Origin of the sequence: Streptomyces sp. NPDC060194 (genome assembly GCF_042728285.1) — a bacterium.
Classification (GTDB): Bacteria; Actinomycetota; Actinomycetes; order Streptomycetales; family Streptomycetaceae; genus Streptomyces.
Genome location: NZ_JBHWZH010000031.1, coordinates 15,433 through 29,581 on the forward strand (window position 1 = coordinate 15,433; position 14,149 = coordinate 29,581).

General features: G+C 73.1%; 15 protein-coding genes. 9 read left to right on the forward strand and 6 right to left on the reverse strand.

Annotated features, from left to right (window positions below; genetic code table 11):
• Positions 1–175: 175 nt before the first annotated feature.
• The 3 genes from ACFWEG_RS09660 to ACFWEG_RS09670 all read left to right on the forward strand — a co-directional run bounded on the left by ACFWEG_RS09660 (position 176) and on the right by ACFWEG_RS09670 (position 2,046).
• Positions 176–1,153, forward strand: a complete 978-nt coding sequence (locus ACFWEG_RS09660; protein WP_387211348.1) for a hypothetical protein — start codon at positions 176–178, stop codon at positions 1,151–1,153.
• Between the two features lie 80 nt (positions 1,154–1,233).
• Positions 1,234–1,692, forward strand: a complete 459-nt coding sequence (locus ACFWEG_RS09665) for a hypothetical protein (RefSeq protein ID WP_387211351.1) — start codon at positions 1,234–1,236, stop codon at positions 1,690–1,692.
• 54 nt (positions 1,693–1,746) lie between these two features.
• Positions 1,747–2,046, forward strand: a complete 300-nt coding sequence (locus ACFWEG_RS09670; protein ID WP_387211354.1) for a chorismate mutase — start codon at positions 1,747–1,749, stop codon at positions 2,044–2,046.
• 39 nt (positions 2,047–2,085) lie between these two features.
• Here the strand turns inward: ACFWEG_RS09670 and ACFWEG_RS09675 are convergent, their stop codons facing one another.
• A complete protein-coding gene (locus ACFWEG_RS09675; protein ID WP_387211357.1) occupies positions 2,086–3,228 on the reverse strand; it encodes a magnesium and cobalt transport protein CorA in 1,143 nt (380 codons plus the stop codon).
• Between the two features lie 200 nt (positions 3,229–3,428).
• On the opposite strand from ACFWEG_RS09675, the gene ACFWEG_RS09680 reads away from it, so the two are divergent.
• Both ACFWEG_RS09680 and sigJ read left to right on the forward strand, forming a co-directional pair.
• Positions 3,429–4,544: a winged helix DNA-binding domain-containing protein gene (locus tag ACFWEG_RS09680; RefSeq protein WP_387211360.1), complete on the forward strand. Its 1,116-nt coding sequence runs from the start codon at positions 3,429–3,431 to the stop codon at positions 4,542–4,544.
• A gap of 215 nt (positions 4,545–4,759) precedes the next feature.
• Positions 4,760–5,599, forward strand: a complete 840-nt coding sequence (gene sigJ / locus ACFWEG_RS09685; protein ID WP_387211450.1) for an RNA polymerase sigma factor SigJ — start codon at positions 4,760–4,762, stop codon at positions 5,597–5,599.
• Positions 5,600–5,656: 57 nt separating this feature from the next.
• On the opposite strand, the gene ACFWEG_RS09690 is transcribed toward sigJ, so the two are convergent.
• Together ACFWEG_RS09690 and ACFWEG_RS09695 are read right to left on the reverse strand one after the other, a co-directional pair.
• Positions 5,657–6,667, reverse strand: a complete 1,011-nt coding sequence (locus tag ACFWEG_RS09690; protein ID WP_387211363.1) for a quinone oxidoreductase family protein — start codon at positions 6,665–6,667, stop codon at positions 5,657–5,659.
• Positions 6,667–7,083, reverse strand: coding sequence for a hypothetical protein (locus ACFWEG_RS09695; protein WP_387211453.1), 417 nt, complete (start codon positions 7,081–7,083; stop codon positions 6,667–6,669). Before ACFWEG_RS09695 ends, ACFWEG_RS09690 begins: the two co-directional genes overlap by 1 nt.
• Here ACFWEG_RS09695 and ACFWEG_RS09700 point away from each other — a divergent pair.
• Positions 7,083–7,259 carry a hypothetical protein gene (locus ACFWEG_RS09700; protein WP_387211366.1) on the forward strand — a complete coding sequence of 59 codons (177 nt, stop codon included), beginning with the start codon at positions 7,083–7,085 and terminating at the stop codon, positions 7,257–7,259. The two genes, ACFWEG_RS09695 and ACFWEG_RS09700, sit on opposite strands and share 1 nt — an antisense overlap.
• Before the next feature lie 19 nt (positions 7,260–7,278).
• On the opposite strand, the gene ligD is transcribed toward ACFWEG_RS09700, so the two are convergent.
• The gene (ligD, locus tag ACFWEG_RS09705) at positions 7,279–8,217 is read right to left on the reverse strand and encodes a non-homologous end-joining DNA ligase (RefSeq protein ID WP_387211369.1); all 939 of its coding nucleotides are present in this window, start codon (positions 8,215–8,217) and stop codon (positions 7,279–7,281) included.
• Positions 8,218–8,355: 138 nt separating this feature from the next.
• On the opposite strand from ligD, the gene ACFWEG_RS09710 reads away from it, so the two are divergent.
• On the forward strand, positions 8,356–9,303 hold the full coding sequence (locus tag ACFWEG_RS09710) for a Ku protein (protein ID WP_387211372.1): 948 nt from the start codon (positions 8,356–8,358) through the stop codon (positions 9,301–9,303).
• A 123-nt stretch (positions 9,304–9,426) separates the two neighbouring features.
• On the opposite strand, the gene ACFWEG_RS09715 is transcribed toward ACFWEG_RS09710, so the two are convergent.
• Positions 9,427–9,918: a GNAT family N-acetyltransferase gene (locus tag ACFWEG_RS09715; protein WP_387211375.1), complete on the reverse strand. Its 492-nt coding sequence runs from the start codon at positions 9,916–9,918 to the stop codon at positions 9,427–9,429.
• Positions 9,919–9,926: 8 nt separating this feature from the next.
• Positions 9,927–10,673, reverse strand: coding sequence for a hypothetical protein (locus ACFWEG_RS09720; protein ID WP_387211378.1), 747 nt, complete (start codon positions 10,671–10,673; stop codon positions 9,927–9,929).
• 215 nt (positions 10,674–10,888) lie between these two features.
• Between ACFWEG_RS09720 and gcl the strand changes: the two genes are divergently transcribed.
• Positions 10,889–12,673 carry a glyoxylate carboligase gene (gene gcl / locus ACFWEG_RS09725; protein ID WP_387211381.1) on the forward strand — a complete coding sequence of 595 codons (1,785 nt, stop codon included), beginning with the start codon at positions 10,889–10,891 and terminating at the stop codon, positions 12,671–12,673.
• 146 nt (positions 12,674–12,819) lie between these two features.
• The gene (locus ACFWEG_RS09730) at positions 12,820–13,953 is read left to right on the forward strand and encodes an LCP family protein (protein ID WP_387211384.1); all 1,134 of its coding nucleotides are present in this window, start codon (positions 12,820–12,822) and stop codon (positions 13,951–13,953) included.
• Positions 13,954–14,149 lie beyond the last annotated feature (196 nt).

Consider the following 14,149-nt stretch of genomic DNA (forward strand, 5'->3'; position numbering starts at 1 on the left):
CGTCGTACCCCCTAGGGGTACCATGGTGGCGTTTTCGTTTATACCCCCGCCCGGTATGCAGAACAAGCCGTGGGCCGATCTTCTTCCCGGGGGCGGCTTCGGGTTGACAGAGTACCCCCTGGGGGTATGTTGACATGCGTCCACCGCCGCAGACGACCCGGAACGAGGCCACACCATGGACAACGCACTCAGGATCACCGCGTTCACCGCCGCACTCGCGGCGGTGTTCGGGACGGCGTACGGGGTGGGCGGGGCAATGGACCCGGTCGCGGCGGACAGCCGGGCCGCGGGGGAGGGCGCGCACGATCCGGCGTCCGACGGGCATCGCGAGCCGGACGAGGGCGGGGGGCGTGCGCCGGAGGGGGGCGGCCGGGACGACGCGGCGGGCGGACTCGCGGTCTCCGAGGGCGGCTACACGCTCGCTCTCGACACCCCGCGCGTCCGCGCCGGCGCCCGCAGCGAGCTGCGGTTCTCCGTCCTCGACGCGCGCGGCCGCAAGGTGACCGCGTACGACACGGAGCACGGAAAGGAGCTGCACTTCATCGTCGCCTCCCGCGATCTGGCCGTGTACCGCCACCTGCACCCGTCGCGCGCGGCCGACGGGACCTGGAGCGTCCGTACCACGCTCCCGGAGGCGGGTGGCTACCGCGCCCTCGCCGACTTCAGGCCCGCGAAGGCGGAGGGCGTCACCCTCGGCGCGGACCTCGCCGTCGCCGGCCCGGCGGATCCCGCCCCGCTGGCGCCGGCCTCCCGCACCGCCGTCGTCGACGGCTACCGGGTGCGGCTGTCGGGAACGCTACGTCCGGGCGTCGAAGGGGAGTTGGGCTTCACCGTCACCAGGGCGGGCCGGCCCGTCACCGACCTGCAGCCCTATCTCGGTGCGTACGGCCACCTCGTCGCCCTGCGCTCCGGTGACCTCGCGTACCTCCATGTGCACCCCAACGGGGGTCCAGGTGAGGGCACTTCGGAACCCGGGTCCGAGGTCTCCTTCACCGCGACCGCCCCGAGCACCGGCTCCTACCGCCTGTTCCTCGACTTCCGCCACGAGGGGAAGGTCCGTACGGCGGCGTTCACCGTGCGCGCGGACAGTGCGGCCGACCCGGGTGCGGAAACCTCCCCGAAGGCCCCGCAGAGTGACGGCCACGCCCACTGAACCCGCCGCTCCGGTTGGCTTGGGTGTTCGAACTGGCGTTAAGGTGCGGCGCGTTCGATCGATCTTCGTCTGGAGCTTTCATGCGTCGCAGATTCACCGTCGGCCTGGGGGCGGCGGCCGCCGCCCTCCTCACCGTCACCCTGGGCGTCGGCCCCGCCTCCGCCAGCACCGTCACGGACACCTCCGTCTCGCAGAACTGGGGATACGCCTACGCCAAGACCCAGTGGAGGCTGAACCCCTACCGCCTCGACCCCGTCTACCTGGAGGTCAAGGACAAGCTCGCCGACGGCCACAGCGTCGGGATCCGCCTCGTCACCTACGGGGACGCCGGGCGCCACTACTTCCCGATCCGCCGGGTCTCGACCGGCGCCGGCACCTACAACGCGTGGTTGACCTACGCGAACCCCGGCGGGTGGATCGACTACGCCTACGTCCAGCTGTGCCAGATGGAAGGCTCGCAGATCCTGAAGTGCATCGACTCCAGGATCATGTACCCCGCCTTCGACGACAGCGGGGCGGCCCCGCCGTTCCCGGGCTGACCGTGGTGCCGACGCCGGTGGGTCCGGCGTCGGCCGCACCGCGATGATGTCCCCATGACGTCCCCCGAGCCCCCGCGCTCCCTCGCCGAGGTCCGCGCCCGCATCGACGCCCTCGACGGCCGCCTGATCGACCTCCTCGCCGAACGCGAACGACTCGTCCGCGCCGCGGCCCACTTCAAGCCCACCGAGGCCGCTGTCCACGCCCCCGACCGCGTCACCGCCGTCCTCACCTCCACCCGCACCCGCGCCCTCACCGCCGGCCTCTCCCCGGACGTCGCCGAAGCGGTCTGGCGCGCCATGATCACCGCCTTCATCGACCTGGAACTGCGGGAGCTCCGGGGCACGGAGGCATAGCCGCGCTCCGGCGATCGGCCGGCGCACCGGACCCGCGCGCTACAGCCAGTCGCGGTGTTTGAAGACGAAGTAGAGGGTGGTGCAGACCGCGGCCATCAGGAGGACGGCGAAGGGGTAGCCGAGGGGCCAGGTGAGTTCGGGCATGTGGGTGAAGTTCATGCCGTAGATGGTGCCGACGAGGGTGGGGGCGAAGAGGATGGCGGCCCAGGAGGAGATCTTCTTGATCTCCTCGTTCTGTTGGAAGCCGGCTTCGGCCAGCGCGCGCATCTCCGCGTTCTGCTGCTGGGTGACGAGGGTCGCGTTGACGGTGAGGATCTCGGTGAGGGCCTGGCGGAAGCCGTCGACGCGTTCGCTGGTGTGGGTGACGTGGTCGGCGACGTCGCGGAGGTAGCGCTGGAGCTCGTCGTCGGTCTCGTACTTGGTGAAGCCGGCCATCAGCCCGTGGAGCATGCTGACGAGCGGGCGGGTGGCGCGCTGGAACTCGACCATCTCGCGGGAGAGTTCGTAGATGCGGCGGGAGACGGCGGGGTCGCCGCGGAAGACCTCGGTCTCGATCTCGTCGATGTCGTTCTGCACGCCGGTGACGACGGGGACGTAGCCGTCGACGACCGCGTCGAGGATGGCGTAGAGGATCGCCTCGGGGCCGAGGGCGAGCAACTCCGGTGTCCGCTCCATGCGTTCGCGGACCGCGGAGAGGTCGGGCGCGGCGCCGTGGCGGACGGTGACGAGGAAGTCGGGGCCGACGAACACGTGCAGTTCGCCGAACTCGATCTCCTCGGAGTCGTCGAGGTAGCGGGCGGCGCGCAGGACCACGAACAGGGTGTCGCCGTAGCGCTCCAGCTTCGGGCGCTGGTGGGCCTCGCGGGCGTCCTCGATGGCGAGCGGGTGGAGGTCGAACTCGGCTGCCAGGGTGTGGAGTTCGGTGTCGCTGGGGCGGTAGAGGCCGATCCAGGCGACGGAGTCCTCGTGCTCGCGCAACTGGTGGAAGGTCTCGGCGAGGTAGGAGGGCGAGGCGGTGCGGACGCCGTTGCGGTAGAGCGCGGACTCGATGATCGTCGCGCCCGGTCCGGCGTCGGGGGCGCCCGGAGGGCCGGCGGGGGAGTCGCCGCCCGGCGGGGTGGGGGAGTGGCGGAGCCAGGACGGCCGTCTGGTGGGGCGCGGGGTGCGGTGGCGGTCGGCCATGGTGCGGGGTCACCTCCCGGTGCGGGGCGGCTGCGGTGGTCACCGCGGGTGTGGGCAGCATAACGAGGGGGCGTGTGCGGTCGGCGCCGCGGCGCGGGGGCGGTGCGGGGCTTCGCCCGACGCGCCTCGGACGCCCGCCGGGGCGGACGGATCCGGTGTTGCGGACCGAACGTGTCCGCGAGTCCCGCTACCGTCGCCCCATGACGACCGCACCCGAGCTCGACATCCGCGCCCTCAACCGCGCCACGCTGGCGCGCCAACTCCTGTTGCAACGACGCGAGATGACGGCGGCCGACGCCGTCACGCACCTGCTCGGGCTGCAGGCGCAGAACGTGCGGCCGCCGTACGTCGCGCTGGCCGCGCGGCTCGACGGGTTCGAGCCGGAGGAGCTGTCGCGCGGGATGGCGGACCGGTCGATCGTGCGCATCGTGACGATGCGGTCGACGATCCACACGCACACGGCGGAGGACTGCCTGACGTTGCGGCCGTTCGTGCAGCCCGCGCGGGAGCGGGAGTTGCGGATGTTCCTGAAGCGGATGCCGGGGGTGGACCTCGACCGGCTCGCCGGCCTGGCGCGCGGGTTCGTCGAGGAGGAGCCGCGGACGCTCAAGGAGATCCGGGAGCTGCTGACCGTGGAGTGGCCGGCGGCCGATCCGCAGGCGCTGGGGGTGGCGGCGCGGTGCATGCTGCCGCTGGTGCAGGTCACCCCGCGCGGGTTGTGGCGGCGCAGCGGCCAGGTGGCGCTGACGACCGCCGAGCACTGGCTCGGGCGGCCCGGCACCGATCCGGACCCGTCGACGGCCGACTCCGTCGTGCTCCGCTACCTGGCCGCGTTCGGGCCGGCGTCCGTCAAGGACATGCAGCAGTGGGCCGGGATCACCCGCATGAAGGAGGTCTTCCAGCGGCTCCGCCCCCGCCTGCTGACCTTCCGCGACGCGACGACCGGCGTGGAGCTGTTCGACCTGCCGGACGCGCCCCGCCCCGGCCCCGACGTGCCCGCGCCGCCCCGCTTCCTCCCCGAGTTCGACAACCTGCTGCTCTCGCACGCCGACCGCTCCCGCTTCGTTCCGCCGGCCACCCGGCACCGCAACTGGGCGGGCAACGTGGCCTACTGCGTCTACCTGCACGACGGCATGCTGTCCGGGGTGTGGAAGCTGACGGAGGAGCGCGACGGATCGAGGCTCGTCATCGAGCCGTTCACGAAGCTGACGGCCCGGGAGCGGGACGCGCTCTCCGCGGAGGGGGAACGGACCCTGCGGACGCTGCAGGCGCCGGAGCCGTACGACATCGGGTTCGGGCGGCTGATGCCGGAGTGACGCGGCTCTGAAGGCCGCAACGAAGCGGGTCAGCAATCCACTTGCGTATCCGCGCACGCGATGGCGAGCATGCGGAGGTGACGCGAACCCCCGGCGCCGAAGCCGCCCCCGAAGCCCTTGGCGCTTCCGAAGCCGTCCGAGCTCCCGAGACCCCTGAGGCTCCCGAGGCCCCCTTCGTCACGCACCGCCGGCTCCTCTTCGCCACCGCCTACCGCATGCTCGGCAGCGTCGCCGACGCCGAGGACGTCCTGCAGGACGCCTGGCTGGCCTGGTCGAAGGCCGACCGCGAGGACGTCCGCAACCCGAAGGCGTACCTCGTCCGCACGGTCACCAACCTCTCGCTCAACCGGCTCACCTCCGCCCGGGCCAGGCGCGAGACGTACGTCGGGCCGTGGCTGCCCGAACCGCTGCTCACCGCGCCGGACGTGGCGGAGGAGGCCGAGCTGGGCGACTCCGTCTCCACCGCGATGCTCGTGGTCCTCGAATCGCTCAGCCCCGTCGAGCGCGCGGTGTTCGTGCTGCGCGAGGTGTTCGGCTACGGCCACGCCGAGATCGCCGCGACGCTCGACCGCCCCGAGCCGACCGTCCGCCAGATCGCCCACCGCGCCCGCACGCACGTCGACGCCCGCAGGCCGCGCTTCGACACCGACGCCGCCCAGCGCGCCGAGGTCACCACCCGCTTCCTCGCCGCGTGCGCGGGCGGCGACCTCGCCGCGGTCCTCGAGGTGCTCGCCCCCGACGTCACCGTCTGGACCGACGGCGGCGGCAAGGTCACCGCCGCCCGCCGCCCGCTGCACGGCGCGGACCACGCCGGCCGCTGGCTCGTCGGCGTCCTCAGCAAGCCCGGCGCGTCCCTGGGGACGGTCGACCGGGTGCAGCTCAACGGCGAGCTCGGCCTCCTCGTCACCCTGCCGGACGGCCAGGTCTACGGCACCATCACCTACGACATCGCCGGCGGCCGCATCAAGCACCTGCGCTTCCAGGTCAACCCCGACAAGCTCGACGGGGTGCGGCCCCGCACGGAGCGGCCGGCGGGCCCCGGCGCGGCGCCCTAGCCGCTGCGTTCGGGAGGTGGGGGACGGGTGAGCCGTCCCCCACCTCGGCCCCCGCGATCAGCTCCGCGTCTCCTCGCGGTGTCCGGCAGCGGCCGCACCGGGCAGGACGAGGAGCTTGCCGGTGGTACGCCGGGCCTCCAGGTCGCTGTGGGCGTCGGCGGCCTCGGACAAGGCGTAGCGGCCCGTCACCGTGACCTCGATCGCCTTGGAGCGCACCCACTCGAACACGTCGGCGGCCCGCCGGAGCAGCTCGGACCGATCGGCGATGTAGTCCCCGAGGCTGGGCCGGATCAGGCTCAGCGAACCGCCGCGGGCGAGCCGCATCGGGTCGAACGGCGGCACGGCGCCGCTCGCCGCGCCGAAGAGCACGAGACGGCCGCGGGCGCGCAGGGAGGCGAGGCTCGCGTCGAAGGTGTGCGCGCCGACGCCGTCGTAGACGACCGGCAGCCCCTGACCGCCGTTGAGCCGCCTCACCTCGGCCGCGAGGTCGTCGACCGCGGTGGAGAGCACCACCTCGGCGGCCCCCGCACGCTTCGCCAGTTCGGCCTTCGCCGGGGTCGACGTCGTGCCGATCACCCGGCCGCCGAGACGGGTGACGATCTGGGTCAGCAGCAGCCCCATGCCACCGGCGGCCGCGTGCACGAGGACCGTGTCGCCCTCCTGGACCGGGTAGGCGTCCTTGACGAGGTAGTGCGCGGTCATGCCCTGGAGGAGCACGGCGGCGGCCGTCTCGAAGTCGACGTCGTCGGGCAGTGGCACCAGCCGGGAGGCGTCGACGACGGCCCGCTCGGCGTACGTGCCGGGGATCTCCACCCAGCCGACCCGGTCCCCGACCCCGACGCCGGTGACGCCGGGGCCGACGTCGACGACCGTGCCGGCGCCCTCGGAACCCGGGGTGAAGGGCAGCGGAAGGCCGTACCGGCCTTCGCGGTGGTAGACGTCGAGGAAGTTCACCCCGGACGCGGCGACCGCCACGACCGCCTCGCCGGGACCCGGCCGCGGCTGCTCCACCTCGGCCTCCCGCAGCACCTCGGGCCCGCCCACCTCGTACACCTGTATCGCTCGCATTACCCCTCCAGCGACGACTCGTTACCCCCCAACCCCGTCGACGGCGATCCGATTCCCCCCGCCTGTGAAGATCCCTGAGGCCTGCCGAGCACCTCGCCCCGCCGCGTCAGGCTGTCCTCCGCGTGGCCCGCGTCCGCCGCGCGCCGGAAGGCGGCGAGGACCGCGGCGGGCAGGCCCGGGTCCACGCCGGAATCGCGGGCGGTGTGCACGACGTGCTCCAGGCTCGCCACCGCCATCGAGATCCGCTCGGCGTCCCCGCCGTGCTCCCCGGCCTCGATCCGCGGGGTGTGGAAGTCGATGAACTGGCTGCGGGAGTCCGACTGGCTCGACGGCTGCCCCGTCGCGTCCGCCGCGGTCGGAACGGCCGTGGGCGCGCCGGAGATCTTCGCGGCCGGCGTTCGCGCGGTGGCGCGCAGTGGTGGAGCGGTGGCTGGTCGAGGCGGGCTTCGCGCGGGAGGACGCGGCGGAGCTGGCGCACACGGTGATCGCGACGCTGGAGGGGGCGGAGCTCGCGGCGCAGGTGGGGCGCCCCGCGGTCCCGCTGGAGGCCGCGGGGCGGCATCTGGCGCGGCTGCCGGCGACGTACCGCTGAGACCGCGGGCGGCCCGCCGTCAGTCGTCCTCCGGCAGCCGGGGCCGCTTGCCCTTCGTCGCGAGGAGCGGCTTCAGGAGGTCGCCCCGGTCCGCGACCCGTTCCCGTACCTCGTCCATCGTGAAGGCGAGGTCCGCCGGACTTCCGGCGGCCTCCAGCTCGTCCCAGGTCACCGGGGTGGCGATGCCCGGGCGCTCGCGGACGCGGAGGGTGTACGGCGCGGCGGTGGTCTTGGCGGTGGTGTTCTGCGACCAGTCGATGAAGACCTTGTTCGGCCGTTCCGCACGGGCCATGACCGCGGTGACCAGGCGGGGGTGCTCGTCCTGGAGGCGCTGGGCGAGGGCCTTCGCGTACGCGGTGGTGTGCTCGCCGCCGGTGGGGGCGAGCGGGGCGTACAGGTGCAGCCCCTTGGAGCCGGAGACGACGGGGAGGGAGGCCAGGCCGTCGTCGGCGAGGAGCTGGCGGGCGCGCAGGGCGACGACGGCGCAGGTGGTGAGGTCGCAGCCGGGCCCGGGGTCGAGGTCGAGGACGAGGCGGTCGTGCAGCGGCGGGTCGTCCGGCTTCGCGGGGACGGTCCACTGCGGGACGTGCACCTCCCAGCCGCCGAGGTTCGCCATCTGGAGCAGCACCGCTGGGCTGTCGACCTCGATGTAGTCGCTCGGGCCCGACCTCCCGGCCACCTGCACCAGCGGCACCCAGTCCGGCGTCCCCGGCGGCGGGTGCTTGGCGAACCAGCGCTGCCCGTCGGGGCCGTCGGGGGCGCGGACGAACGAGGCCGGGCGGCCGGCGGTGTGCGCGACCAGGTGCGGCGCGAGGTCGGCGTAGTACGAGAGCAGCTCGGCCTTCGTCGTGCCGGTGGAGGCGAAGACGACCTTGTCGAGGTGGGTGAGCGTGACGCGGTGCCCGGCCACGTCGACGGTCTGCCGGGCGGAGGAGGAGGGGACGGGTTCGTCGGCCATGGGGGGACGTATGCCACGATCCGCCGTCGGCCAAGCAGCGGCCGGTGGCCCGGCGGGACCCGGGAGGGGCCCTTCCGCGCTGTCCGTTCGGACAAACCCGCATAAACTGACCGCGTCCACCCCGTCTGGAGGCGACCCATGCGCTCGATATGGACCGGCACCATCGGCTTCGGCCTCGTCTCCATCCCCGTGCGCCTCTACGGCACGACGGACGAGCACAAGGTGCCGCTGCACCAGGTGCACCAGAAGGACGGCGGCCGGGTGCGGTACAAGCGCGTCTGCGAGAAGGACGGCGAGGAGGTGCCGTACGCGGAGATCGCGAAGGGGTACGAGGCGGGGGACGGGCGGACGGCGGTGCTCACCGACGACGACCTCGCCGAGCTGCCGCTGCCGTCGAAGAAGCTGATCGACGTGCTCGCGTTCGTCGACGTCGCGGACATCGATCCGCTCGCCCTCGACAAGGCGTACTACGTCGGGGCGGCGGAGAAGGCGGGGGCGGCGAAGCCGTACGTGCTGCTGCGGGAGGCGCTCAGCGAGTCGGGGAAGGCGGCGGTGGCCAAGATCGCGCTCCGGAGCCGGGAGTCGCTGGCGCTGCTGCGGGTGCGGGGGGAGGTGCTGGTGCTGCACACCATGCACTGGCCGGACGAGATCCGCTCCGACGACGGGCTCGCGCCGTCGGACTCCGCGAAGGTGCGGCCGCAGGAGCTGAAGATGGCGGGGTCGCTCATGGACACGCTGTCCGAGGGCTTCGACCTCGACGCGCTGCACGACGACTACGCCTCCGCGCTCGATCGGCTCGTCGTGGCGCGGTTGGAGGGGACGGAGCCGGCGTCCGACGCGGGCGGCGACGAGGAGCAGCCGGACAACGTGATCGATCTGGTGTCGGCGCTCAAGGCGTCGATCGCGGCGCGGGACCAGGGCGCGGAGGGTTCCGACTCCGCGTCGGGCGGCGGTGCGCGGAAGCCGGCGAAGAAGGCGGCGGCCAAGAAGGCCCCGGCGAAGAAGGCTTCGGGCCGCTCGGGCACGGCGAAGAAGTCCGCGCCGGCCAAGAAGACCGCGAAGAAGTCGACCCGCAAGGCGAGTTGACGCCCCGTCCGCCTGCGGCGCGTACCGGGCCCCGCCCGGTGGCCCCAAACCCCCCACGGTCTTGAGGACCAGGGGGGCACCCTCGCCGGGCTGAATTTCTCGGTGCGCCCGCTCCGTAGCGGCTCAGGGGTCCCGCCGCATGCACACCCGTGGCCATGCGTCGAGGCCGAGGGACGCCTCGTGCGCGCGGGCGCGCCGCAGCCCCGGGGTGAGTTCGGCGTCGGCGAGGGTGCGGAAGCCGATGCGCGCGTAGTAGGGCGCGTTCCAGGGGACGTCGGTGAAGGTGGTCAGGGTGAGCGGGAGGCCGGTGCGGGTGGCCACCCAGGAGAGCAGGGCGCGGCCGAGTCCCTGGCGGGCGTGGGAGGGGTGGACGGAGAGCTGTTCGACGTGGATGGCGCCGTCGAGGGGCTCGTGGAGGACGTAGGCCGCGGGGCCGGAGCCGTCGGCGGTGACCCACAGGCCGCCCGCCGAACGGTACGCGGAGAGGGTGGCGAGCGAGGGCGGGTCGTCGTCGGCGACGCGGTCCATCCCGAGGGACCGGAACGCGGCACCGGCGGCGCGTTCGAGGGACTGCAGGGCGGGGAGGTCGGCGGGCTCGGCGGGACGGATGCGCATGCGGGGGATCATGCCCCGAAGGCGTCATCGTTCTCGACCGGGTTCGGGCCCCCGGCGGCCACCAGCTCCTCCGCCGCCGCGTTCACCGGCTGCGGCGTCCCCGTGAGGTCGAGGGCGAAGAGCGGGACCCCGAGCTCGTCCGCGCGGGCTCGGGCGTCCTCGCCGTAGCCGGCGAGGGCGAAGGAGACGCCGAGGGCGGACGCGGCGAGCCCGGCCAGCCACAGGCACTCGACGTCGCGGACGGAGACGGGCCGGGTGGTGGGGTCGACGCGCGCGGTGAGGCCCTCGGCGTCGAGGACGGAGACGGAGTCCGCGGACGTCCGCGGCCGGCGGATCTCGCTGCGGCCGAGCCAGCGCAGGTAGAGCGCGACGGTCGCGGCCGCGTCGGCGGCGGTGCGGATGGTCACCGGGCGGAAGGCGGGCCGCGGCGCGGCGGTACCCGCGGGGCGCGCCGGCTCCGGCAACCGCCGCTCCGGCCCGTCCGCGGCCGGGAGCGCGGAGACGACAGGCACCCGCAGGACCGTCCCGCAGGCGCAGCCGAACTCCGGCTGCGGCCAGTCGTCGTGGCGCCCGCAGGCCCCGCAGCGGACGGTGACCCAGTCGCCGGCCCAGGTGCGCTGGGTGAGCGGGGTGACGGTGCCGTCGGCGTCGAGCGGCGGGACGACGGGGGCGCCGCAGGCGCAGGGGAAGGCCGGCGGGACGTACGCGTGCTCGCGCCGGCAGGCCGGGCACCGGACCGGGACGCTCGAAGTCATGCCGCCACCCCACAGCAGTTGTCCCCGCGAGTGCGCGGGTGCGCTCCCATCGTCCCGCAACGGGGCCCGCGGCGGCAGGGAGTTGACGGCAGTCGTCGCCGGCCGCCCTTGACGGCGTGCGCGACCGCACTTACATTCCTTCCATATAGCAGAACAAGTTTTCCATCATGCGGAAGTGGCCCGGACGGGGCACGAGGCAGGAGCAGGAGTACGCAATGGCCCGTATGACCGCTGCCCGCGCGGCAGTCGAGATCCTCAAGCGCGAGGGCGTCTCGCAGGCGTTCGGCGTGCCCGGCGCGGCGATCAACCCCTTCTACGCGGCGCTCAAGGCGGGGGGCGGGATCGACCACACGCTCGCCCGGCACGTCGAGGGCGCCTCGCACATGGCCGAGGGCTACACCCGGGCGCACCCGGGCAACATCGGGGTCTGCATCGGCACCTCGGGCCCGGCCGGCACCGACATGATCACCGGCTTGTACTCGGCGATCGGCGACTCGATCCCGATCCTGTGCATCACCGGCCAGGCGCCGACCGCGGTGATCCACAAGGAGGACTTCCAGGCGGTCGACATCGCCTCGATCGCGAAGCCGGTCACCAAGGCGGCGACCACCGTCCTGGAGGCGGCCCAGGTCCCCGGCGTCTTCCAGCAGGCCTTCCACCTCATGCGCTCGGGCCGGCCCGGACCGGTCCTCATCGACCTGCCGATCGACGTCCAGCTGACCGAGATCGAGTTCGACCCCGAGACGTACCAGCCGCTCCCGGTCTACCGCCCCGCCGCCTCACGGGCGCAGGTCGAGAAGGCCGTGGCGATGCTCAACGCCTCCGAGCGGCCGCTCATCGTGGCCGGCGGCGGCGTCATCAACGCCGACGCCTCCGCGCTGCTCCTTGAGTTCGCCGAGCTGACCGGCACACCGGTCGTGCCCACCCTGATGGGCTGGGGCATCGTCCCCGACGACCACGAGCTGAACGCGGGCATGGTCGGCCTGCAGACCTCGCACCGCTACGGCAACGCGACGTTCCTGGAGTCCGACTTCGTCCTCGGCGTCGGCAACCGCTGGGCCAACCGCCACACCGGCAAGCTGGACGTCTACACCGCGGGCCGCACGTTCGTGCACGTCGACATCGAGCCCACCCAGCTCGGCAAGATCTTCGCCCCGGACTACGGGATCGCCTCCGACGCGAAGATCGCCCTGGAGCTGTTCGTCGAGGTCGCCCGCGAGCTGAAGGCGGCCGGCCGGCTGCCCGACCGCAGCGCCTGGGCCGCCTCGGCGCAGGAGCGCAAGGCGACCCTCCAGCGCCGCACCCACTTCGACGACGTGCCGATGAAGCCGCAGCGCGTCTACGAGGAGATGAACCGCGCCTTCGGCCCCGATACTCGGTACGTCACCACCATCGGCCTGTCCCAGATCGCCGGCGCGCAGATGCTGCACGTCTACAAGCCGCGCCACTGGATCAACTGCGGCCAGGCCGGCCCGCTCGGCTGGACGATCCCGGCCGCGCTCGGCGTCGCGACCGCCGCGCCCGAGGACACCGTCGTCGCCCTCTCCGGCGACTACGACTTCCAGTTCATGCTGGAGGAGCTGGCCGTGGGCGCGCAGCACCGCATCCCCTACGTCCACGTGCTGGTGAACAACGCCTACCTCGGCCTCATCCGGCAGGCCCAGCGCAACCTCGACATCAACTTCCAGGTCAACCTGGAGTTCGAGAACATCAACTCGCCCGAGCTCGGCGTCTACGGCGTCGACCACGTCAAGGTCGTCGAGGGGCTCGGCTGCAAGGCGATCCGGGTCACCGAGCCCGACCAGCTGCTTCCGGCCTTCGAGGAGGCCAAGAAGCTCGCGGCGGAGTACCGGGTGCCGGTGGTCGTCGAGGCCATCCTGGAGCGGGTCACCAACATCTCGATGAGCGGCAGCGACATCGCGTCGGTCAACGAGTGGGAGGAGCTGGCGACCGAGCCCGGCCACGCCCCGACGGCGATCCGCCCGCTCTCGGTGGGCTGACGCGGCCGCGGCGGGGTACCCGTCCCGGCGCGGGACGCCCCCGCCGCGACCGCCCTCGGTCGTACGACCGGAGGAAACTGAGAATTGTCCAAGAAGCAACGTTCATCTGTTCTACACGGCCTGGTCACGGACGTATGTTCGTAGACATGGATCAGGAACAGAAGGTGCCGCCGGGTGGGGAGCCCGGCGGCACTCGTGTGCGCGACCGGCGCCGCACGCTCGTCATCGCGGGGATCGCCGCGGGATGCGTGCTGCTGCTCGGCGCGGGCGCGGGGGGATACGCGTACTGGCGGCTCGACCACAACATCGAGGGCGTCGACATCGACCGCGCCCTCGGCACCGACCGGCCGGTGCCGCGCGCCGCCGTCACGGCGCCGATCGACGAGGGCCCGTCCGGTCCGCTGAACCTGCTGGTTCTGGGGTCCGACAGCCGCACCGGCAAGGAGAACAAGGAGCTGGGCGGCGGCGCCGAGGGGGGCGCGCGCTCGGACACCGCGATGATCGTGCACCTGAACGCGGCGCACACCGAGGCGACCGTCGTCAGCATCCCGCGCGACACGCTCGTCGACCGCCCGTCCTGCCCCGAGGAGGACGGCGGGAAGACGTCGCCGGCGCAGAACGCGATGTTCAACTCCGCGTTCGCGCTGGGCGGTCCGGCCTGCGCGATCAAGACCGTCGAGAAGCTCACCGACATCCGTATGGACCACTACGTCGAGGTCGACTTCGCCGGCTTCGCGGACCTCGTCGACGCGATCGGCGGGGTCACGGTGACGACCACCGAGGACATCGACGACGAGAAGAGCCGGCTGCGCCTCGACGCGGGCACCCACACGCTCGACGGCGAGCAGGCGCTCGCCTTCGCCCGCACCCGGCACGGCATCGGCGACGAGAGCGACCTCGGCCGGATAGGCCTCCAGCAGCAGCTGGTGAAGGCGCTGGTGGGGCAGGTGCGGAACACGGAGCTGCTGAGCGACCCGGTCAAGCTCTACTCGATCGCCGACGCGCTCACCGAGAGCCTCACCACCGACACCGGACTCGACTCGCTCGGCGAACTGCGCGGCCTGGCGTCGTCGTTGGAGGGCCTGGCGCCGGAGGACGTCACGACGGTGATGATGCCCGTCGTGCAGGCGCCCTGGAACCGCAACCGGGTGATCGCCGACGAGCCCGAGGCGAAGGAGCTGTGGAAGGCGCTCAAGGACGACGAGCCGGTGCCGGCCTCGTCCGACGAGCCCTCGCCGACGCCGTCCAAGCCCTCGATCAAGCCGCTGCCCACCGCCTGACGGGCCTCAGCGCACACACCTGAGCGCCGCGTACGGGAACCGTCCGTACGCGGCGCTCGGGTCATCCGGTGCCTGTGTCGGCCGAACGGCCCTCACAGCAGCGGAGTTGGTGCCGTCCGACGGCGCGAGGCTGGGCGCGACAGGACATTCGCGCCGCCGGACGGGGCTCGGGGGGAACTCGCGGACGGCCGGGCCC

What these genes read in the sequence shown, in the direction of transcription:
- ACFWEG_RS09715 (WP_387211375.1), bottom strand. Translation starts at nt 9,918, where the DNA reads ATGCGCATCCGTCCCGCCGAGCCCGCCGACCTCCCCGCCCTGCAGTCC.
- ACFWEG_RS09670 (WP_387211354.1), top strand. Translation starts at nt 1,747, where the DNA reads ATGACGTCCCCCGAGCCCCCGCGCTCCCTCGCCGAGGTCCGCGCCCGC.
- ACFWEG_RS09730 (WP_387211384.1), top strand. Translation starts at nt 12,820, where the DNA reads ATGGATCAGGAACAGAAGGTGCCGCCGGGTGGGGAGCCCGGCGGCACT.
- ACFWEG_RS09660 (WP_387211348.1), top strand. Translation starts at nt 176, where the DNA reads ATGGACAACGCACTCAGGATCACCGCGTTCACCGCCGCACTCGCGGCG.
- ACFWEG_RS09675 (WP_387211357.1), bottom strand. Translation starts at nt 3,228, where the DNA reads ATGGCCGACCGCCACCGCACCCCGCGCCCCACCAGACGGCCGTCCTGG.
- ACFWEG_RS09680 (WP_387211360.1), top strand. Translation starts at nt 3,429, where the DNA reads ATGACGACCGCACCCGAGCTCGACATCCGCGCCCTCAACCGCGCCACG.
- ACFWEG_RS09710 (WP_387211372.1), top strand. Translation starts at nt 8,356, where the DNA reads ATGCGCTCGATATGGACCGGCACCATCGGCTTCGGCCTCGTCTCCATC.
- ACFWEG_RS09665 (WP_387211351.1), top strand. Translation starts at nt 1,234, where the DNA reads ATGCGTCGCAGATTCACCGTCGGCCTGGGGGCGGCGGCCGCCGCCCTC.
- sigJ (WP_387211450.1), top strand. Translation starts at nt 4,760, where the DNA reads ATGCTCGGCAGCGTCGCCGACGCCGAGGACGTCCTGCAGGACGCCTGG.
- ligD (WP_387211369.1), bottom strand. Translation starts at nt 8,217, where the DNA reads ATGGCCGACGAACCCGTCCCCTCCTCCTCCGCCCGGCAGACCGTCGAC.
- ACFWEG_RS09690 (WP_387211363.1), bottom strand. Translation starts at nt 6,667, where the DNA reads ATGCGAGCGATACAGGTGTACGAGGTGGGCGGGCCCGAGGTGCTGCGG.
- gcl (WP_387211381.1), top strand. Translation starts at nt 10,889, where the DNA reads ATGGCCCGTATGACCGCTGCCCGCGCGGCAGTCGAGATCCTCAAGCGC.
- ACFWEG_RS09720 (WP_387211378.1), bottom strand. Translation starts at nt 10,673, where the DNA reads ATGACTTCGAGCGTCCCGGTCCGGTGCCCGGCCTGCCGGCGCGAGCAC.